The organism is Microbacterium sp., assembly GCF_040394595.1.
Taxonomy (GTDB): Bacteria; Actinomycetota; Actinomycetes; order Actinomycetales; family Microbacteriaceae; genus Microbacterium.
The window spans coordinates 24327-44915 of the sequence record NZ_JBEBSA010000004.1 but is presented as its reverse complement, the minus strand read 5'-3'; the positions used below and the strand labels follow the sequence as shown (position 1 = coordinate 44915).

Genomic DNA, 20589 nt, shown 5'->3' with positions numbered 1-20589 from the left:
CGACAGCGCCCCGACCTCAGCCGTCGATCTCCGCCATCCGGAACAGCACGAGATCACGTACGAGGCCATCGGGGATCTCCGTGCCGGGGGCGAAGCGGATCGCACCGGTGCTCGCACCGGCGCCGTCGATCCCGGACACCGTCCCGGCCACCGCGGCGACCGCGGCGGCGCTGAACGGGTAGACCCCGATGTGCGTGGCGGCACGGATCGCGGAGATCAGCACCTTGCCGCGGTGCTTCAGCGCCGGCATCCGGTATCCGGTGCCCTGCTCGGCATCGGGCGCGAGCTCCTGCGCGATCCGGTACACCCGGGCCAGCACCGCCCGGTCGCCTTCGTCCTCGACACCCACGAGGTAGTCGTCCACCGCTCCCATGCGCCCATCCTGGCACGATGCCCGGGGACGACGAAGGCCTCCGCCGGAGCGGAGGCCTTCGGAAGGAGCGACGGGGCTCAGATGGCGTTGACGTCCAGCGGGATGCCGGGGCCGAACGTGGTCGACACGGCGCCCTTCTGGATGTAACGGCCCTTCGAGCTCGACGGCTTGAGGCGGACGATCTCCTCGAGCGCGGCGCCGATGTTCTCGCCCAGCTGCTCTGCGGTGAAGGAGGCCTTGCCGACGACGAAGTGCACGTTGGCGTGCTTGTCGACGCGGAACTCGATCTTTCCGCCCTTGATCTCCTCGACGGCCTTGGCCGTGTTGGGGGTCACGGTGCCGGTCTTCGGGTTCGGCATCAGGCCGCGGGGGCCCAGCACCTTGCCGAGACGACCGACCTGGCCCATGAGCTCCGGGGTCGAGACGGCCGCGTCGAAGTCGGTCCAGCCGCCGGCGACCTTCTCGATGAGCTCGGCGCCGCCGACCTCGTCCGCACCCGCGGCGATCGCGGCCTCAGCGGCCGGGCCGTTCGCGAACACGATGACGCGGGCGGTCTTGCCGGTGCCGTGCGGGAGGATGACGGTGCCGCGCACCATCTGGTCGGCCTTGCGGGGGTCGACCGAGAGCTTCAGCGCGACCTCGACAGTCGAGTCGAACTTCGACGAGCCGGTCTCCTTGGCGAGGGCGACGGCCTCGGCGGGAGTGTAGAAGCGGTCCGCCTCGATCTTGGCGGCAGCAGCCTGGTAAGCCTTGGACTTGGTAGCCATGTTCGTTATCCCCCTCAGCCCTCGACCGTGATGCCCATGGAGCGGGCGGTGCCGGCGATGATCTTCGAGGCGGCCTCGATGTCGTTCGCGTTCAGGTCAGCCTGCTTGGTCTCGGCGATCTGACGGACCTGGTCCTTGGTGATCTTCGCGACCTTGACGGTGTGCGGGGTCGCGGAGCCCTTGGGGACGCCTGCGGCCTTCTTGATCAGCTCGGCGGCCGGCGGGGTCTTCAGGATGAACGTGAAGCTGCGGTCCTCGTAGACGGTGATCTCGACGGGGATGACGTTGCCGCGCTGCGACTCGGTCGCGGCGTTGTACGCCTTGCAGAACTCCATGATGTTGACGCCATGCTGACCGAGCGCGGGGCCGATCGGCGGCGCCGGGTTGGCGGCGCCGGCGTTGATCTGGAGCTTGATCAGGCCGGTCACCTTCTTCTTCGGTGCCATAGTGATTCCTTTCGTCGAGAGGATGCCTGCGCATCCCTCTCCCGTCGTCCCGGCATCTCCGGAACGCGGTGATGTCCGTGCGCACGCGCACAAACCATAAGAGTCTACCCTTAACGCCGTCGCACGGGAATTCCGCCGGGCGCGGCCCGGTTGCCATCGACATGACTGAACAGAACCGCGTCATCCGTCAGAACGCCTACGGCGGCCCCGAGCACATCTCCCTCGAGTCCGAGGCCGTCCCCTCGCCCGGGGCCGGCGAGGCCCTGGTGCGCGTCCACGCCGCCGGCCTCAACCCGGTGGACTGGAAGATCGCCGCCTACCCGGCCGCCGCGGAGGCCTTCGGGGTGCCCGTCCCCGGCGGATACGGGCACGACTTCGCCGGCGTCGTCGCCGCCGTGGGCGACGGGGTGTCGGAGGTCGCGATCGGCGACCGCGTGGTCGGCGGCGCCGGCGGCGCCGCGGTCGCCGACTACACGGTGCTGCCGGCCGCCGCGCTCACCGTCGTCCCGGACGCCGTCCCCCTCGCGGTCGCCGCCACGCTGCCGATCGCCGGACGCACCGCGGTCGCCGCGATCGGCCGCCTGGGCCTCGGGCCCGACGACACGGTGCTCATCGGCGGCGCGGCGGGAGGCGTCGGCATCCTCGCCACCCAGCTCGCAGTGCAAACCGGTGCGGCCGTCGTCGCCACGGCCTCTCCCGCCAACCACGACTTCCTGCGCGGGCTCGGCGCCCTGCCGGTGACCTACGGCGAGGGGCTCGCCGACCGTGTGCGGGGCGTGCTGACCGGTCCGCTGACGGCCGCCGCCGACCTGCAGGGCACCGAGGCGGCCCAGGCCGCGCTCGACCTCGGCGTCGCACCGGGGCGGATCACCCTCATCGCCGGAGGGCCGCTCCCCGGAACCCTCCCGACCGGAGGCGGCGACGCCCCGGAGGGCGCGCTCGGACGTCTTCTCGACGAGGTCGCGGCCGGCCGGATCCGCGTCGACGTCGAAGCCGATTATCCGATCGAGCGCACGGCCGAGGCGGTCTCCCGCCTGCGCGAAGGCCACGTGCGCGGCAAGCTCGTGATCCTCACCGGGGCCGAATGACCCCTGCCCGAGACGAGAAAAGCGGCCGGCCCCGGAAGGGGCGGCCGCTTTTCTCGTGAAGCGATGTCAGACCATCTTGGTGACCTGGTCGAACGACAGCTCGACCGGGGTCTCGCGCTCGAAGAGCGACACCAGCACGGTGAGCTTGCCGCTCTCCGGCTTGATCTCGCTGATCGAACCGGGAAGGCCGGCGAACGAGCCCTCCTTGATGGTGATCGTCTCGCCGATCTCGAAGTCGACCTCGGCCGGCACGGGGCGCGCGACCGCGGTGCCGCCCTTGGCCGCGATGGACTTCGCGGTGGGGACGTCCTTGACCTCGACGAGCGACTTCAGCATGTTGAAGGCCTCTTCGAAGCGCAGCGGGGTCGGGTTGTGGGCGTTGCCCACGAAGCCGGTGACGCCCGGCGTGTGGCGGACGACGGACCAGGTGTCCTCGTTGAGCTCCATGCGCACGAGCACGTAGCCCGGGATGCGCACGCGGGTGACCATCTTGCGCTGGCCGTTCTTGATCTCGACGACGTCCTCCATCGGGACCTCGATCTGGTAGATGTCGTCCTCGACCTCGAGCGTCGACTTGCGCTGCTCGATGTTGGCCTTCACCTTGCGCTCGAAACCGGCGTACGAGTGGATGACGTACCACTTGCCGGGGAGCATCCGCAGGTCGAGGCGGAACGCCTCGTACGGGTCCTCCTCCGAGGCGTCCTCGTCGTCGCCGGCGAGCTCGGGGCCGTCGTAGGGGGCGATCTCCGCCTCCGCTTCGGCCTCGGCCTCGGCGACCTCTTCGGCCACGGCGTCGTTCAGGACCTCTGCGGCGGCCTCGGACTCGGCCGCTTCGTCCAGGTTGAGGGCGTCGTTCACGATCGCATCCGCCTCCGGGTCTTCGATGTCGATGTCGTCGGTGTCGTCGAATTCCTCGCCGTCGTCCTCCACGTGCAGGGCGACGTGCTCTGCAGAGGTGACGGAGCGCTCCTCCGCGGCGAGGACGTTGCCCTCCTGGGCCTCGTCCTCCTCGCTGGACTGCTCGGCCGCGGTGGCCCAGTCGGCGTCGTCGGAATATCGTTCGGACACGTTGTCTCTTTCCATTCACCGCGACTCGCGCCGCGGGGGCATTACTTGCCCGGCACCCCGAACACGTAGTGCGTGGCGGTGCCGAACACCCAGTCAAGGCCGTACACCAGACCCATGACGATCAGCACGAAGATGAGAACGACCAGAGTGAACTTGCCGAGCTCCTTCCGGGTCGGCGTGACGACCTTGCGGAGTTCGCCGATCACCTGCCGGAAGAACAGTGCGATTCGTCCGAAGAAGCCGAGCTTCTTTTCGCGGGTGGCGGCCTGCCCGGCCGCGACGACCTCGCCGCGCGGTTCGTCCTGATCCATCCTGCATGTACCTTTCGTGGGCCAGCGTGGCGCTGACGCGCAGGGCGGACAGGAATCGAACCTGCAACCTGCGGTTTTGGAGACCGCTGCTCTGCCAATTGAGCTACCGCCCTAGAGGTCTGACGACCCCGGGATCCGCATCCGCGCCGCTCCCGGAGGCACGGCGAAAGAATGCAGACAACTGCCTCATCAGTGTACGGCATTCCGAGGCCCGGGCCGAACCGGCATCCCTCGGGAAGGACTGTTAGGCTCTGCGAGCGGCAACGAACGGAGGGTCAGGGTGAGTGCTGACATGCGTCAGTTCCAGGTGGATCTGCGTGGTGTCGTCGACCTGCTGAGTCGCCACATCTATTCGAGCCCCCGTGTGTTCCTCCGCGAGCTGCTGCAGAACGCCCGCGACGCGATCACGGCACGCGCCGAGGTCGACGGCGGCGGCGGTCTCATCCGCATCTCCCCGCTCACCGACGCCTCCGGGGAGTTCGTGCTGCGCGACGACGGGGTCGGCCTCACGGCGTCCGAGGTGGCCGACCTCCTCGCCACGGTCGGACGCAGCTCCAAACGCGACATCTTCGACCTCCCGCGCAGCGACTTCCTGGGACAGTTCGGCATCGGCCTGCTCAGCTGCTTCATGGTGGCCGACAGCATCGTCATCCGCTCCCGGAGCGCCCGCGGCGGGGCGTCCGTCGAGTGGACGGGCAACGCCGACGGCACCTTCCAGGTGGCGGAGCTCGACGAGCAGCTTCCGATCGGCACCAGTGTGCACCTCGTGCCCCGGTTCGACTCGGACGATCTGCTCCGCGGCCCCGCGGTGCGCGAGCTCGCGACGACCTTCGCGGAGTTCCTCCCCGTGCGCGTCGTGCTCGAGACCCCCGGTGGGGACCTCGACGTGACCCGCCCCGCGCCCTTCCTCGACGAGACCGACCCCGCCGAGGCCCGCGAGTTCGGACGCGACCTCATCGGCGCGGCCCCGCTCGACGTCATCGACGTCTCGGACGCCGCGACGGGCACGCGCGGCCTGGCCTACGTGCTCCCCTTCGCGCCGCCGCCCAGCGCCCGCCAGGCGACCCGGATGTACCTCGGCCGGATGCTGCTCTCCGAGAACGCCGCCGACATCCTCCCCGACTGGGCCTTCTTCGTGCGGGCGGTCATCGACTCCACCGGCCTCTCCCCCACCGCCAGCCGCGAGTCGCTGGTCGAGGACGCGGCGCTGGAGCGCGCGCGGGAGCAGCTCGGTGCCGGCATCCGGCGCTGGGTGCTCGAGCTCGGCCTGCGCGAGCCGCACCGTCTCGCGCAGTTCGTCGCGGTCCACGAGGTGGGCCTGAAGTCGCTCGTGCGCCACGACGAGGAGCTGGCACGGTTCATCACCCGCTGGCTGACCGTGGAGACCACGCACGGCACGATGCGCCTCGGCGACCTCGTCGACCGCTTCCCGCATATCCGCTACGCCCGCACGGTCGACGAGTTCCGCCAGGTCGCGGGCATCGCCCAGCCGTCGGAGGTGCTCGTCAACGGCGGTTACCTGTACGACGCCGACCTGGTGCGGATGCTCCCCGACCTCCACCCGCACGTCTCCGTGGAGCAGGTGGACGTAGCCGGCGAGCTGGACCGGCTCGACCCGCCGCCCCTCGACGACCGGGACGCCGCGGTCGCACTGGAGGAGCGGGCCGGCGCGGTTCTCGAGTCCTCGTCGTGCGCGGTGGTGGTCCGCACGATCGACCGCACCGACCTCACCGGCCTGTACGTCGCCGACCCGGAGGTGCTGCGCGCGATCGACCGCACCCGCACCAAGGGGATCACCAACGCCCTCTGGGGCGGGGTGCTCTCGAAGATCGACGACACGGTCGGCGCCGAGCGCGACGACGACCTCACCGCGCGGCTCTGCCTGAACTGGTCCAACCGCGTGGTGCGCGCCCTGGTCGGCGTGACCGACGACGCCGTCTTCGCCCGCACCGTGCAGCTGCTCTACATCCAGGCGCTGCTGGCCGGGCACCACCCCCTGAGCGACGACGACCGGTCGCTGATGACGGGGGCGCTCGCCGACCTCGTCTCACTGTCCGCCGGCCTCCCGGCCGACGTCTTCCCTTTCGACGATCCGCACTGACCCCCCGCCGCCCCTCCCCCCTCAAGGAGCCAACCATGGCCCGTCCGAAGAAGCGCTTCCAGCAGCTGATCGAGGAGATCGACCGCACCCCCTGGGGTCCTGCAGAGCAGGCCCTGGTCGGCGAGGCGGTCGCCCTCGCCCTCGAGATCGGCGACGAGAAGCTCGAGTACCAGGCACGCATGCGGCAGACCGCATCGGCGAACATGGGCGGGGCGACCGACGTCATGCTCAACTCCTTCGCCTGGTGCCTCACCCGGCACGACGCCGACCCCGCCCGCTTCCCGCTCGACATCGAGAACGGCAGCGCCGATCTGATGTGGCAGTTCAAGTGGATGGCCTCGGCGCTGCGCTCCTCGCCGGCCTTCTCGCAGGACCAGATCGCCGCCGTGCTGGACGACATGGAGGGGCACTACCGCAAGGCCGGCATCGGCATGAGCGGCGTGCTCACCGCGCGCTTCGAGGACGCCTGGGAGGCCGGGCGCATGGACGAGGCCGAACAGCTGCGCGTGCGGCTCGAGGCGACGCCGCGCGACGACTACAGCCACTGCGACGCCTGCGGGCGCAGCCAGTTCGCCGGATTCTTCGCCGAGACCGAGCGCGAGGAGGACGCGATCCGCCTGGTCGAGGAGATGATCGAGGGCGGGTTCTCCTGCGGCGAGGAGCCCGAGCACGCCCTGTCCCGCGCGCTGGTGCCGTACCTGCACCTCGGCCGCCTCGACGACGCGAAGTCGGCGCACCTGCGCAGCTACCGCCTCGCGAAGGACAACCCCGACAACCTCACCATCGTCGCGAACAACATCGTCTTCGCCGCCCTCACGGGCAACGAGGCCCGTGCGCTGGCGATGGTCGAGCGTCACCTGCCCTGGCTCGCCCACGACCAGCTGAACGTCGACGGGCACTACGCGGCGCTCACGGCCTTCGCCTTCGCCCTCGACCGCGTCACCGCGGCCGGACACGGCGACACCCCGGTGCGCGGCGCGGACGCCGCGCCGCTGGTGCGCTTCTTCGGCGCGCACGACGGGGTGTGGAGCGCGGCCGATCTCGCCGCGGCCGCCTGGCGCACCGCCGACGGGATCGGCGCCGAGTTCGACGCACGCGACGCCTCTCAGGGGCACGCCCGTCGTCGCGCGCGCCTGACCGCGCTCGCCTCCGAGCACTACGACGTGCCGATCCGCTCCGACGTGTTCGCGGCCCCCGCCTCGTCGACGGAGCCGCAGGACGCGGACGGCTGGTACGAGCGGGCGATCGCCCTGGGCGGCTTCGGCTCGGAGAGCGACGCCCTGGCCGCCGGCGACCGCGCCGTGTCGCTCGGACTCGCCGACCCCGGGAAGCGGGCGCGACTGCTGGGACTCCGCCTCGGAGCCCTCATCTCACTGGACCGCGCCGACGAGGCGTCAGCGCTGCTCGCCGAGCGCCGCGCCGCGCTGGAGGAAACCGGATGGACCGGGCAGGCCGCGCTGGAGGATCGGCTCGGCCTCGCGCTGTTCGGCCGCACCGAGGAAGCGGACATCGCGGCGCTCGAGCGCGAATGGGCCGACGCGGCGCAACTGCACCCCTGGTCGCGGGGCGACGTCGCGCTGACGCTCGCCTCGGCCCGCATCCGCGCCGAGGAGCCGGATGAGGCGCTGGACTTCGCCGAGAAGGCGTCCCGCGCATTCGCCGAAGCCGGGGACCACCGCCTCGTCACCACCACGACCCTGGCCGCGCTCGTCGTGCTGCTGCGCCGCGGCGACATGGAGCGGGCGGGAGCGCTCGTCGAGGGACTGCTCGCCGATCCGGAGATCCACGACGGGCACCGCGCGAAGGCGTTCGAGGTGCGGGCGCGCCTGCACGGCGGCGCGGAGCAGTATGCCGAGGGAGCCGCCGACGCCGATGAGGCCGCGCGCCTGCTCACGGGACTCGGCGGGCTGCAGTCGGTCGCCGGGGCGCAGATGCTGGCCGGCGCCCTCTGGGAGGACGCGGGCGAGCCCGAGCAGGCGCTCGCCCGGTACCGCGTGGGCGTGCGCCTGATCGTGCAGGAGGGCGGCGATCGCGCCGGAGCGGAGTTCCGCCTGGCCAGGGCGATGCTGCAGGCCGGCGACGCCGCAGAGGCCGCGGAGCTGCTCGGCGAGGTGCTCCAGCGCGAGGAGGAGGCGGAGGTGCACCCCGGATCGCGCGCGATGACGGCGGGGCTCCTCGCCCGCTCGCTCGCCTCCGCCGGGGAGTTCGGCCAGGCCGTCGGCGCATTCGGATACGCCGCCGAGCTCCACGGCGAGGCCGAGGAGCCGGCAGATCAGGCGATGGCGATGCTGGAGCAGGCGAAGATCCTTGCGCGCTTCGGCGAGCACGACGACGCCGTCGGTCTGCTCGAACGCGCCGCCGAGCTGGTCCGTCCGACCGAAGCCACCGGCGCGCTCGTCGAGGTGCTGCACAATCTCGCGCAGGCCTACGGCGGGCAGAAGGACCCGCGTGCGTTCGGCCTCTTCGACGAGGTCGCCCGGATCGCGACGGAGAACGACGCGACCTGGCTGCTCGCCGACGTGACGGATTCCCGCGGCCGGGCGCTGGCCGAGCTGGGACAGGTCGACGAGGCCGTCTCCGCGGTGCTCACCGCCGCCGACGGCTTCGGGGGGCTGGGCGATGCCGGCGCCGCGGCGGGGTCGGAGCTGTTCGGCGCCCGCGTGCTGGTCGAGGCCGGACGCGGAGAGGACGCCGTGCCGCTGTTCCGCAGCGCGATCGAGCGTGCCGCGCAGATCCCGCCGCTGCGGCAGGTCGCCGCCCTCGAGCTCGGCGACGCGCTCGAGAAGCTCGGCCGCGCCGCGGAGGCCGCCGAGGCCCGAGCGATCGCGGAGGGCTGACCTGGGTCGCGGAGCGAGCGCAGCGAGACGAAACGCCCCGCCCTCAGAACAGCTGACGCCAGTTGGCCTTCGCGAGGTCGAGGAGCTCGTCTCCGCGACCGGACATCACCGTGCGGATGGCGTACAGCGCGAAGCCCTTCACCTGCTCGGCGGTGATCGCCGGCGGCATCGAGAGCTCCTGGCGCTCGGTGACCACGTCGAGCAGGGCCGGGCCGTCGTGCGCGAGCACCTCCCGCACTGCGTCGGGGAGATCCTCGCTACGCTCCACCCGCCGCGCGAAGATCCCCAGCGCCTGCGCGACGGCCGCGAAGTCGGGGTTCTCGAGGTCGGTGCCGTAGGTGACGAAACCGGCCGCCTTCATCTCCAGCTCGACGAAGTTCAGCGAGGAGTTGTTCACCACGATCGTCTTCACCGGCAGCCTGTTCTGGGTGAGCGTGATCAGCTCGCCCAGCATCATCGACAGCCCGCCGTCGCCGGCGAGCGCGACCACCTGACGGTCGGGATGCGCGACCTGCGCGCCGATCCCGTGCAGCAGCGCATTGGCCATCGAGCCGTGCGTGAAGGAGCCGACCAGCCGCCTCCCCTCGGACATCGAGAGGTAGCGGGCGGCCCACACCGTGGGCGAGCCGACGTCCGCGGTGAAGATCGCATCGTCTGCGGCGGCCTCGTCGAGCAGCCGCGCGAGGTACTGCGGGTGGATCGGCGCCTTGCCCCGCGACGGCACCGCCAGTTCGTCGAGCTTCGCGCGGGTCTTGCGGTAGTGGGCCGTGGCGTCGTCGAGATGGGTGCGGTCCTCCTTGCGCGCCAGCCTCGGGAGCAGCGCGTCGACCGTCGCCTTCACGTCGCCGACCAGCCCGAGATCGACCGGATGCCTCTTGCCGAGCTGCGATCCGCGGATGTCCACCTGGATCGTCGTGACCCCGTCGGGATAGAACTGCGTGTACGGGAAGTCGGTGCCGAGCATGAGCAGCGTCTCGGCATCCTCCATCGCCCGGTAGCCGGATGCGAAGCCGAGCAGGCCGGTCATCCCGACGTCGAACGGGTTGTCGTACTCGATGAACTCCTTGCCGCGCAGCGCGTGCACGATCGGCGCCCCCAGCCGGTCGGCGAGGTCGATCACCTCGTCGTGCGCCCCCTCGACGCCGGCTCCGGCGAGGATGGTGACCCGGTCGCAGCCGTTGAGCAGCTCCGCGGCCTTCTCCAGCTCCGCGGGGCTCGGGACGACCACGGGGGCGGCACGACGGATGACGGTCGCGCGGGCGTCCTGCGCCTCGGCGAGCGCGACATCGCCGGGGATCACGATCACGGCGACCCCGCGCTCCTCGATCGCGGCGCGCATCGCGATCTCGAGGGTGCGCGGCATCTGGCTCGGGTCGGCGACGTACTCGACGTACACGCTGCACTCCCGGAACAGCTCCTGCGGATGCGTCTCCTGGAAGTACCCGGTGCCGATCTCGCTCGTGGGGATGTGCGCGGCGATCGCGAGCACGGGCACGCGGGAACGCTGCGCGTCGAACAGACCGTTGATCAGATGGAGGTTGCCCGGACCGCAGGATCCGGCGACGACGGCGAGCTCACCGGTGGTGGCCGCGTCGGCCGCGGCGGCGAAGGCCGCCGACTCCTCGTGACGCACATGCACCCAGCGGATCGTCCCGTCTCTGCGGAGCGCGTCCGTGAAGCCGTTGAGGGAGTCCCCCGGTATCCCGTAGACGCGGTTCACCCCGTTCGCACGGAGGGTCTGGACGATGTTCTCGGCGACGGTGGTCATGACGGCCTCTCGTGAAGGGACAGGACACTTCGAGGCTACTCCGGGACGCGGCATGCGGGGCCGCCTCGGCATCCCGGGCGTGCACGAGGGGCCGCGGGGGCGGCGTCCGGACGATCGGACGACCCGCCCCGCGACCCCTCGGCGTCGCGGCCGACGCGCTCGTGGACGGCTGAGTACTCAGGCCTTGCGGATGAGCTTCTTGTTCACGAACTCGTCGGCGGCGAGGTAGCCCAGCTCACGCGAGGTGCCGCTGCGCTTGACGCCCCCGAAGGGCAGCTCCGGGCTGTCCGCCAGCACGAGGTTGACGTAGACCATGCCGGCCTCGATGCGGTCGGCGACACGATCCGCCTGCGCCGCATCCGTCGTGAAGAGGTACGACCCCAGGCCGAAGGACGTGTCGTTGGCGAGCCGCACCGCGGCGTCCTCGTCGGCCACCCGGTAGACGACCGCGGCAGGCCCGAAGAGCTCCTCACGGTAGACGTCCATCTCCGGTGTCACGTCGGCGAGCACGGTCGGGGCGAAGAACGCGCCGTCGCGGGTGCCGCCGGTAAGGAGGGTCGCTCCCTGCGCCACCGCGCCGTCGATCTGCGCCTGCAGCCGTTCCGCCGCCGCGGCGGAGGACAGCGGGCCGAGCACGGTGTCCTCCTGCATCGGGTCGGTCGCCTCGACCGCCGACATCGCCGCGACGAACTTCGCGGTGAACTCCTCGTAGAGGCCGTCGGCGACGATGAAGCGCTTCGCGCCGTTGCAGGACTGCCCGTTGTTGTCGAGGCGGGCGTCGACACCGGCCTGGACGGTGGCGTCGAGGTCGTCGGTCGAGAGCACGATGAACGGGTCGGAGCCTCCCAGCTCGAGCGCGACCTTCTTCAGGTTGCGGCCGGCGACTTCGGCGACCGCGGCGCCCGCGCGCTCGGATCCGGTGAGCGACACGCCCTGCACGCGCGGATCGGCGATCACGGTCGCGGCCTGGTCGTTGCTGATCAGCACGTTCTGGTACGCGCCGTCGGGGAAGCCCGCGTCGCGGTAGATCTCCGCGATCGCGGTCGACGACTCCGGGCACTGCGGGGCCGGCTTCAGCAGGATCGTGTTGCCGACGACGAGGTTCGGCGCCGCGAAGCGGACGATCTGGTAGGCCGGGAAGTTCCAGGGCATGATGCCCAGCAGCGGCCCGAGGGACGAACGGCGGATGATCGCGGTGCCGTCCCCGAGGATGTCGATCGGCCGATCGGCCATGATGTCCTCGGCGTGGTCCGCGTAGTACTCCGCGATATCCGCGGCGAAGTCCACCTCGCCGAGCGCGGCCTCGCGGGGCTTGCCCATCTCGCGCACGAAGATGTCGGCGAGCTCCTCCCGCCGCTCGCGGTGCAGGCCGGCCGCGCGGCGCAGCAGCTCGGCGCGCTCGGCGACGGTCGAGGTACGCCCCCAGGTGCGGTGCGCCGCGGCGGCGGCGTCCACCGCCTCATCGACCTGCGCATCGGTGAGCGACTCGAAAGAGGCGAGGGTCTGGCCCGTCGCCGGATTCACGACGTTGTACTCGGTCATCTTCTACTCCGTTCAGTCGGCGGGGATCAGGGTGTACTTCGTGGACAGATACTCGTGGATGCCCTCGAACCCGCCCTCGCGGCCGACGCCCGACTGCTTGACACCGCCGAACGGTGCCGCGGCGTTGGACACGACCCCGACGTTCAGGCCCATCATGCCGGTCTCCAGCGCATCGATCATCCGGTGTCCGCGGGCGAGGTCCTCGGTGAACACGTAGGACACCAGGCCGTACTCGGTGTCGTTCGCGAGACGCACGGCCTCGGCCTCGTCGGCGAAGGTCGCGATCGCGAGCACCGGTCCGAAGATCTCCTCGCGCAGGATGTCGCTGCCGGCCGCGACCTCGGTGATGACGGTCGGCTCGTAGAAGCTGCCCTCCCCGTCGATCGCGTTGCCGCCGGCGAGCACGCGGGCTCCGCGGCTGACGGCGTCCTGCACGAGCTCCCCGGCCTTCGCGACCGCGTCGTCGTCGATCAGCGGGCCGATCGCGACGCCGTCCTCGGTGCCGCGGCCGATCTTCATCGCCCTGACGCGCTCGGCGACCCGGTCGGCGAACTCCTCCGCGACGTCCTGGTGCACGATGAAGCGGTTCGCCGCGGTGCACGCCTGCCCGATGTTGCGGAACTTCGCCGCCATCGCACCGTCGACCGCCTTGTCGAGGTCGGCATCGTCGAACACGACGAACGGCGCGTTGCCGCCCAGCTCCATCGAGACGCGCAGCACGCCCTCGGCGGCCTGGGCGATGAGGCGCCGCCCCACCTCGGTCGAGCCGGTGAACGACAGCTTGCGCAGCCGCGGGTCGGCGATGATCGGACCGGACAGCGCACCCGAGCGCGAGGTCTGCACGACGTTGACGACGCCGGCGGGCACGCCCGCCTCCTCGAGCAGCTGCGTGAAGAAGATCGTGGTCAGGGGGGTCAGTGCCGGGGGCTTGATCACCACGGTGCACCCCGCAGCGAGCGCCGGCGCGATCTTGCGGGTGGCCATCGCGAAGGGGAAGTTCCACGGGGTGATGAAGAACGACGGGCCGACCGGGCGCTGCGAGACGACCATCCGCCCGGTGCCCTCGGGGTTGAGGCCGTAGCGCCCGGAGATCCGCACCGCCTCCTCGCTGAACCAGCGCAGGAACTCGCCGCCGTAGACGACCTCTCCCCGAGCCTCGGCGAGAGGCTTGCCCATCTCGAGGGTCATCAGCAGCGCGAGGTCCTCCTTGTGCTGCTGCACGAGGTCGAAGGCACGGCGGAGGATGTCGCTGCGGGTGCGCGGGGCGGTGGCGGCCCAGGCGTCCTGCGCGGCGACCGCGGCGTCGAGGGCGCGCCCGCCATCCGCCGGTGAGGCGTCGGCGATCGTGCGGATGACGGCGCCGGTGGCCGGGTCGCGCACATCGAAGGCGCGTCCCTCCTCGGCCTCGACCCATTCGCCGCCGATGTAGAGACCTGTGCGGACCCGGTCAAGCAGGTCCTGCTCGTTCTGTGCGAGTGCAGTGCTCATGGTTTCTCTTTTCTGTCGAAGGATTTCAGCGGCGAACGCTGGGCGGAGCGTCCATGCTCAGCGTCTTCCCCTGGAAGAAGGCGGGAGAGAGGAAACGCTGGACGAGCATCAGCGCCGCGCCGAAGACGAGCAGGCCGACGCCGATGAAGAACACGATGCCGATGCCGCCCTCGCCGTTCGCGTCGGCGCCGATGGCGATCGACCCGTAGTCGGGCGCGAGGCTGTCCACCGCGGTGATCACGAAGAGCACCAGCAGGATGATGCCTCCGACGAGAGGGCTGGCGAACTTGAAGAAGAAGTCCTTGCCCGAGTCGAACCACTGGTGCCGGAAGTACCACACGCACGACAGCGCGGTGATGCCGTAGTAGAAGCAGATCATCATGCCGAGGGCGAGGATCGTGTCCCACAGCGCATCCTCGCTGAGGAAGCGCATCACGGCGTAGAAGCCGCCGGCGACGACGGCCGAGGCGATGGTCGCGAAGCCCGGTGTGAAGAACCGAGGGCTGACCCCGCCGAACCTCTTCGGCACGGCGCCGTAGTGGCCCATCGCGAGCAGCGTGCGGGCCGGGGAGATGAAGGTCGACTGGAGCGACGACGCCGACGAGGTCAGCACCGCCAGCGAGAGCAGGAACGCCAGGCCGCCCATCACCGGACCGGACAGCGCGAAGAAGACGTTGCCGCCGATCTTCTCGTTGTTGAGCCCGAGACCCTTGTCGCCGACTCCGGAGTACATCAGGCTGCTGACGGTGAGCAGCAGGTAGATCGCGATGATCGAGACCACGGTGAGCATGGCCGCGCGTCCCGGAGTGCGCTCGGGGTCCTTCGCCTCCTCGTTCATGGTGAGGGTGACGTCCCAGCCCCAGAACATGAACACCGACGCCGACAGACCCATCACGATCATGGACAGGCCGCCCTGGATCGCGAACGGGTTGAACCATGCCAGTTCGGGCATATGCGGTTCGAAGGCGTTGCCCTGCACGGTCTCGACGATCGCCATCACGGCGAAGAGCACGAGGATCACGACCTGGAAGGCGACGAGGCCGTACTGCATCTTCTGCGAGGTCGACACGTCACGGTACGACACCCATGCGGCGAGGGCGACGAAGGCGAGGCACACCGCGACGTTCACGAACGGGTTCTTGGTGATCTCGGCGATCGTCTCGTTGCCCGAGATCTGCGAGACCAGCAGGAAGAGGAAGTCCACCGCGATGCCGGCGAGGTTCGACAGCACCAGGATCGTCGCGACGATCAGCCCCCAGCCGGCCATCCAGCCGACGTAGGGGCCGAAGGCCCGGGTCGCCCAGGTGAACGAGGTCCCGGAGTCGGGCATGGCCTTGTTGAGCTCGCGGTAGCCGAAGGCCACGAGCAGCATCGGGATGAAGCCGAGCAGCAGGATCGCGGGCACCTGGAAACCGACGGCGTTCACCGCCCCGCCGATGCCGGCGGTGTAGGTGTATGCGGGGGCGATGCACGAGACGCCCATCACCAGGGCGCCGAGGACGCCGACGGTCCCGACGCTGAGGCCCTTGCGGGAGATCCCGCCGGTCACGCCGGCGTCAGGCTCCGTTGCCTGTGGTGCAGAGGTCATGCGTGTTCTCCTCCAGGAGAGCCGTCGGCGCGGGTGCGCGGCACGACGATCATCGGCACGGACAGGACGTGCAGCATCTTCGCCGCCGTCGATCCGAGGAACAGGCGGCGCGGTTGCGCCAGGCGGCTCGATCCGACGAGGACGACCTCGCCGGGCTGCCAGTCCAGCTGGGCGACGGCGTCCTCGACGCTGTCGCCGGATGCGCGCTCCACCTGCGCGGAGATCCCGGCGGGCAGCGCGGCCCGCACGGCGGCGAGCACGTCGGCGCCGTGTTCCTGCCCGGCGATCGCGATCGCCCCGGTGTCGAGGCCGGGCGGCAGATCGAGGGGCATCAGCGACACCAGCCGCAGGTCGGCTCCGGCGGCTCCGGCCAGTGCGACCGCCTCGTCGAGCAGGGCGTCGGCGCCGGGGCGCGTCCCCACCGCGACGGTGACGCGGGTGATCGGCGTGGAGCGGTCCGCCGCGCCGGAGGGCGCCAGCACGACGGGGATCGTCGAGGAGTGCAGCAGTTCCGAGGCCACCGAGCCGAGACGGTGCGCGCCGAGCAGACCGCCCCCGGCGGCGCCGATCACGATCATCCCGGCGCCGAACTCCTCGCCCGCGGCGATGAGGCCCTCGGCGTACGACTCGGCGAAGCGCACGTGCCCGCTGCGCGGGGCGTCCGCCGGGAGAGCGCGCAGCGCCTCGTCGAGCCAGGTCCGCCCCTGCGCGCGGATGACGTTCTCATAGGCGCGCTCGGGGGCCACGGCGGCGCTCCGCGTGCCCTCGCGGGGCAGCACCATGACGAGGTGCAGGTGCGCGCCGATCGCCCGCGCGAGCCGCGCGCCCAGCGCCGCGGCCTCGGCCCCCGCATCGGTCGCGGTGTACCCGACGACGATCGGGGCCGTCATGACCCGACCGATTCCACGATCTGCCCGGCGACCAGGCGTCCCATCCGGATCGCGCCGTCGACGTGCTGGTAGCCCGCCCCGGCCATGTCGCTGCAGGCGAAGCGGATCGGACCGACGGCCGTGCGCAGGTCGGCGCCGTAGCGGTGCAGGCCGCCGAGGTCGAAGCTCGCGGCGTAGGCTCCCCTGGTCCACTCCTCACTGCCCCAGTCGCTCTCGTAGTAGACGACCGGGTCCTTGGCCTCCGGGCCGTAGTAGTGCGAGAGCGACTCGAGGATGCGCTCGCGGCGTTCCTCGGCGGACAGCTCGAACACGCCGTCGGCGTTGCGATCCGAGACGAACCCGACCAGGGTGCCGCGCTCGTCGCCGTGGTTGGTGTTGTCGTAGGCCTCGTGAGAGAGCTCGTAGGGGCTGAAGGCGGTGCCGGAGAGTCCCTGCTCGCGCCAGAACGGACGGTCGTACACGGCGTGCACCTTGATGACGAAGCCCATCGAGAGGTGCTGGTGCAGCTGGTGCTGGCGCCGCGGCAAGGCGGGCACGAAGGAGATGCGGCTGTAGAGCACCGGGGCGTGGGCGAGGATCGCCTGCCGGGCGCGCACGGTGAGCCCGCCGTCGGCGTGGGCGACGACGCCGTCGTCCCCCCACTCCAGCGTGCGGACCGGGCTGTTCAGGTACAGGTCGTCGCCGATGCGCTCGGCGAGCAGGAGCGGCACCTGCTGCAGCCCGCCGACGACGCGCTTGTCCAGGATGAAGTCGGCGTCGACGAGGTTCGAGTACGAGCCGGCGGAGGCGGCCATCAGCAGCGACTGCAGCAGGGAGAAGGCGTGGGTGGGCTTGGTGAGCATCGCCGACCCCGTGGCGAAGGCGAGGTTGCGGACCGCCTCGTCGTCGTCGGTCTGCGCGCGCAGCCAGGCGTCCCAGGAGACGGAGTCCCACTCCTCGGCCCGCGGGTGCGCCCAGGGGCGGTCGGGGTCGATCTCGGCGACCATCGCGTCGAGGCGCTCGGTGATCTCCGCGATCGCGGACTCGGTCGCGGCGGACACCGGGAACATCTCCCCGGTGAAGCGCTTCGCGACCCCGTCGGCGCCCACGTACACGCTGTCGCCCTCCCGGTAGCGGGAGAACGTCTCCAACCCGAGCTCGGCGATCGTGTCGATGAGGGCCTGCTGGTCGGGCGAGACCCACTGGCCGCCGATCTCCAGCATCGCGCCGTCGACGTCGTCGGTCCACAGCCGTCCGCCGACGCGGTCGCGCGCCTCGAGCACGGCGACCGAGAGGCCGGCTTTGCGCAGCTCGTTCGCCGCGGTCAGCCCGGCGGCGCCCGCGCCCACGATGAGCACGTCGCGAGTGATGTCCGTCATTGCACAGACTCCTTAGTCCTCGTGTGATGTGCCGGCCGCGACCCGGAATCCCCCGACCCGGATCGCGGCCGGTGGTCTCAGGCCGCGGCGAGCGCCGCGGCGACGATGTCCAGTCCCTCGTTCAGCAGGTCGTCGCCGATCGCGAGGGGCGGGAGGAAGCGGATGACGTTGCCGAACGTCCCGCAGGTGAGCACGATGACGCCCTGGGCGATCGCCGCCTTGGCGACAGCGCCCGTCAGCGCGGCGTCCGGCGCCCCGGTGGCGGGGTCGACGAACTCGGCGGCGACCATCGCGCCGTGGCCGCGGACGTCGCCGATGCGCGGGTCGGATGCGCGCATCGCCTCGAGGCGGGCGGTGAGGATCCCGCCGATCTGCGCGGCGCGCTCGAGCATCCCGTCGTTCTCGAAGACGTCGATCGCGGCGATGGCCGCGGCGCAGGCGATCGGGTTGCCGCCGTAGGTGCCGCCGAGACCTCCCGCGTGGGCGGAGTCCATGATCTCCGCGCGGCCGGTGACGCCGGCGAGCGGGAGCCCCGCCGCGATGCCCTTGGCGGTGGTGATGAGGTCGGGCTCGATCCCGAAGATCTCGCTCGCGAACATCGCGCCGGTGCGGGCGAATCCCGTCTGCACCTCGTCGGCGATGAAGACCACGCCGTTGTCGCGGCACCAGTCGACGACGGCGGGGAGGAAGCCGTCGGCGGGGACGATGAAGCCGCCCTCGCCCTGGATGGGCTCGATGATGACCGCCGCCAGGTTGTCCGCGCCGATCTGCTTCTCGATCAGGGTGATCGCCCGGGCGGCCGCCTCGGCGCCGGAGAGCCCGTCGCGGAACGGGTACGAGCCGGGCACGCGGTACACCTCGGGGGCGAACGGCCCGAAGCCGCTCTTGTAGGGCATCGACTTCGCGGTCAGCGCCATCGTGAGGTTGGTGCGGCCGTGGTAGCCGTGGTCGAGGGCGACGACGGCCTGGCGGCCGGTGTGCTTGCGGGCGATCTTGACGGCGTTCTCCACGGCCTCTGCGCCCGAGTTGAAGAGCGCGCTCTTCTTCGCGAAGTCGCCGGGCGTGAGGCGGTTGAGCGCCTCGGCCACGTCGACGTACGACTCGTAGGGCGAGATCATGAAACAGGTGTGCGTGAACTGCACCGCCTGCGCGGCGATCGCGGCGGCGACCTTCGGGTGCGCGTTGCCGACCGTGGTCACGGCGATGCCGCTGCCGAGGTCGATGAGGGAGTTGCCGTCGGCGTCGACCACGACCCCGCCGCCCGCGGCGACGGCGGCCACCGGGACGGTGTGCGCGACCCCGGCGGCGACCGCGTCGGACTTGCGCGCGAGGATCTCGGCGGAACGGGGGCCGGGCAGCGCGGTGAGCACGCGGCGTTCCTGCGGGAGCGACGGGCCGCCGGCGGTCAGCGCGAGGGGGTCGGTGAGGGTCATGGCTGCAACGCTACGACCGGGACCCTCCCACGGCATTCGCCGTATCGTACAATCTTGAGCGAACATTCGCCTGTTCGTATATTGCTGGAGTGATCCCATGGATGCCGCCGTCCCCACCCTCCGCGCGCTGCTGTCCCGCCCGGGCCTGAAGCTGCGGCTGCTGTCGGAGGGGCTTCCCCCCGACTCGCTCGACCGGCCGCTGCGCTGGGTGCACAGCAGCGACCTCCCGGATCCGACGCCGTTCCTCGCCGACGACCTCGTGCTGCTCACCACCGGCGCGCAGCTGGCGGCGACCCCTGCCGCGCCCTATGTCGCCCGTCTCGCGGCCCGCGGGGTGCTCGGCCTCGGCTTCGGCGCCGGCGTGCACCGCGAGGATCCGCCCGACGACCTCGTGAACGCCTGCGCGGCGCACGGCATCCCGCTCTTCGAGGTCCCCTACGGCACGCCCTTCATCGCCGTCGCCCGCGCCCACGCCGAGGCGATCGCCGCCGCCGCCTACGCCCGTCGGACCTGGGCGCTGGAGGCGCAGCGTGCCCTGGCGATCGCCGCGCTCCGCGGGCTCGACGCCGCGCTCACCGAGCTCTCCCGCCGGCTGCAGACCGGGGTGACGATGTTCGACGCCGCCGGGGCCCTCGTGCACACCCACCCGGCCTCCGCGACGGGCGGGGAGCTCGCGGCGCACGCCGCCGCCCTCCTCGCACGCGGGGCGACCGCGAGCGAGACGATCGAGCACGAGGACACCGCCTACACGCTGTTCACCCTCGGCCGCACCGGACGGCTCCGCGGTGTGATCGGGATCGCCGCCGCCGCACTCGACCCCGAGGCGCGCACCGTCGTGACCTCGGTGATCGCGATGGCCGGTCTCGCCCTCGAGCAGGGCGAGCAGCTCTCCCGGCAGCGCCGCCTGCTCGACGCCGAGGTGCTGACCCTGCTCCGCGGGGGCGCCGCGGCGGCCGCGGCGCGCGTGCGCGCCCTTCCCTCGCCCCCCGTGGTGATCGCCGTCGCCGATGCTCCCGCGGCGGCGAGCGCGCAGTGGTGGGCGACGCGGGCGCCGGCGGCGCTGGTCACCGAGTCCGACGACCGGGTGGTGATGCTGCTGCCCGCGTCCGCCGCCGCGGCACTGGACGCGTACGCCGATGCGCTGGCCGTACGCGTCGGCGTCTCCGAGCGCGTGCCCTACGACGGCGTCGAGCGCGCCCGCGCACAGGCCTTCGCCGCCGAGCGGCGCCCGGGGGCCGGAGTGCAGCGGTACGCGGCATCCGGAATCCGGCATCTGCTGGGCGGCGACGACGCGCGCCTCGCTGCGGAGACGCGGCTCGCTCCCTTGCGTGCCGCCGACCCGGGGCTCGTCGACACCCTGCGGGTGTGGCTCGAGCACGACGCCCGTATCGAGCAGGCCGCCGACGCCCTCGGCATCCACCGGCACACCCTCCGCGCGCGCATCGCGCAGGCGTCCTCCCTGCTCGGCGCCGACCTCGCGGCGTTCCCGGCGCGCGCCGAGCTGTGGACGATGCTCCAGGCGCTGGAGTAG

Annotated in this window: 16 protein-coding genes and 1 tRNA gene; 4 read left to right on the top strand and 13 right to left on the bottom strand. The window is 71.5% G+C overall.

Annotated elements, in window-relative coordinates:
* Positions 1 to 16: 16 nt before the first annotated feature.
* The 3 genes from ABWO84_RS07040 to rplK all read right to left on the bottom strand — a co-directional run bounded on the left by ABWO84_RS07040 (position 17) and on the right by rplK (position 1586).
* On the bottom strand, positions 17 to 373 hold the full coding sequence (locus ABWO84_RS07040; protein WP_353113809.1) for an iron chaperone: 357 nt from the start codon (positions 371 to 373) through the stop codon (positions 17 to 19).
* A gap of 77 nt (positions 374 to 450) precedes the next feature.
* A complete protein-coding gene (rplA, locus tag ABWO84_RS07035; RefSeq protein WP_353113808.1) occupies positions 451 to 1140 on the bottom strand; it encodes a 50S ribosomal protein L1 in 690 nt (229 codons plus the stop codon).
* 14 nt (positions 1141 to 1154) lie between these two features.
* Complete coding sequence (gene rplK / locus ABWO84_RS07030) at positions 1155 to 1586, bottom strand: 50S ribosomal protein L11 (protein ID WP_056312763.1); 432 nt, start codon at positions 1584 to 1586, stop codon at positions 1155 to 1157.
* A 161-nt stretch (positions 1587 to 1747) separates the two neighbouring features.
* Here rplK and ABWO84_RS07025 point away from each other — a divergent pair, with 161 nt between their 5' ends.
* A complete protein-coding gene (locus ABWO84_RS07025; protein ID WP_353113807.1) occupies positions 1748 to 2674 on the top strand; it encodes an NADP-dependent oxidoreductase in 927 nt (308 codons plus the stop codon).
* A 66-nt stretch (positions 2675 to 2740) separates the two neighbouring features.
* On the opposite strand, the gene nusG is transcribed toward ABWO84_RS07025, so the two are convergent.
* From nusG to ABWO84_RS07010, 3 genes are all read right to left on the bottom strand, one after another.
* Positions 2741 to 3742 (bottom strand): transcription termination/antitermination protein NusG, encoded by a 1002-nt coding sequence (nusG, locus tag ABWO84_RS07020; protein ID WP_353113806.1) that lies wholly within the window; start codon positions 3740 to 3742, stop codon positions 2741 to 2743.
* A gap of 41 nt (positions 3743 to 3783) precedes the next feature.
* Complete coding sequence (gene secE, locus ABWO84_RS07015; protein WP_353113805.1) at positions 3784 to 4053, bottom strand: preprotein translocase subunit SecE; 270 nt, start codon at positions 4051 to 4053, stop codon at positions 3784 to 3786.
* Positions 4054 to 4093: 40 nt separating this feature from the next.
* Positions 4094 to 4166 (bottom strand) — tRNA-Trp (locus tag ABWO84_RS07010).
* A 179-nt stretch (positions 4167 to 4345) separates the two neighbouring features.
* On the opposite strand from ABWO84_RS07010, the gene ABWO84_RS07005 reads away from it, so the two are divergent.
* Positions 4346 to 6154: an HSP90 family protein gene (locus ABWO84_RS07005; protein ID WP_353113997.1), complete on the top strand. Its 1809-nt coding sequence runs from the start codon at positions 4346 to 4348 to the stop codon at positions 6152 to 6154.
* A gap of 35 nt (positions 6155 to 6189) precedes the next feature.
* A complete protein-coding gene (locus ABWO84_RS07000) occupies positions 6190 to 8991 on the top strand; it encodes a hypothetical protein (RefSeq protein WP_353113804.1) in 2802 nt (933 codons plus the stop codon).
* Between the two features lie 43 nt (positions 8992 to 9034).
* On the opposite strand, the gene poxB is transcribed toward ABWO84_RS07000, so the two are convergent.
* The 7 genes from poxB to gabT form a co-directional block, all read right to left on the bottom strand.
* On the bottom strand, positions 9035 to 10759 hold the full coding sequence (gene poxB / locus ABWO84_RS06995; protein ID WP_353113803.1) for a ubiquinone-dependent pyruvate dehydrogenase: 1725 nt from the start codon (positions 10757 to 10759) through the stop codon (positions 9035 to 9037).
* Between the two features lie 177 nt (positions 10760 to 10936).
* Positions 10937 to 12301: an NAD-dependent succinate-semialdehyde dehydrogenase gene (locus ABWO84_RS06990; protein ID WP_353113802.1), complete on the bottom strand. Its 1365-nt coding sequence runs from the start codon at positions 12299 to 12301 to the stop codon at positions 10937 to 10939.
* Between the two features lie 12 nt (positions 12302 to 12313).
* Positions 12314 to 13789, bottom strand: a complete 1476-nt coding sequence (locus tag ABWO84_RS06985; protein ID WP_353113801.1) for an NAD-dependent succinate-semialdehyde dehydrogenase — start codon at positions 13787 to 13789, stop codon at positions 12314 to 12316.
* A gap of 25 nt (positions 13790 to 13814) precedes the next feature.
* Complete coding sequence (locus ABWO84_RS06980; protein ID WP_353113800.1) at positions 13815 to 15377, bottom strand: APC family permease; 1563 nt, start codon at positions 15375 to 15377, stop codon at positions 13815 to 13817.
* Positions 15374 to 16267, bottom strand: coding sequence for a universal stress protein (locus ABWO84_RS06975; protein ID WP_353113799.1), 894 nt, complete (start codon positions 16265 to 16267; stop codon positions 15374 to 15376). The genes ABWO84_RS06980 and ABWO84_RS06975 overlap by 4 nt, the downstream gene beginning before the upstream one ends.
* Complete coding sequence (locus ABWO84_RS06970) at positions 16264 to 17625, bottom strand: flavin monoamine oxidase family protein (protein WP_353113798.1); 1362 nt, start codon at positions 17623 to 17625, stop codon at positions 16264 to 16266. Before ABWO84_RS06970 ends, ABWO84_RS06975 begins: the two co-directional genes overlap by 4 nt.
* Positions 17626 to 17702: 77 nt before the next feature.
* Positions 17703 to 19058: a 4-aminobutyrate--2-oxoglutarate transaminase gene (gene gabT, locus ABWO84_RS06965; protein WP_353113797.1), complete on the bottom strand. Its 1356-nt coding sequence runs from the start codon at positions 19056 to 19058 to the stop codon at positions 17703 to 17705.
* A 97-nt stretch (positions 19059 to 19155) separates the two neighbouring features.
* Between gabT and ABWO84_RS06960 the strand changes: the two genes are divergently transcribed.
* Positions 19156 to 20589, top strand: coding sequence for a PucR family transcriptional regulator (locus ABWO84_RS06960; protein ID WP_353113796.1), 1434 nt, complete (start codon positions 19156 to 19158; stop codon positions 20587 to 20589).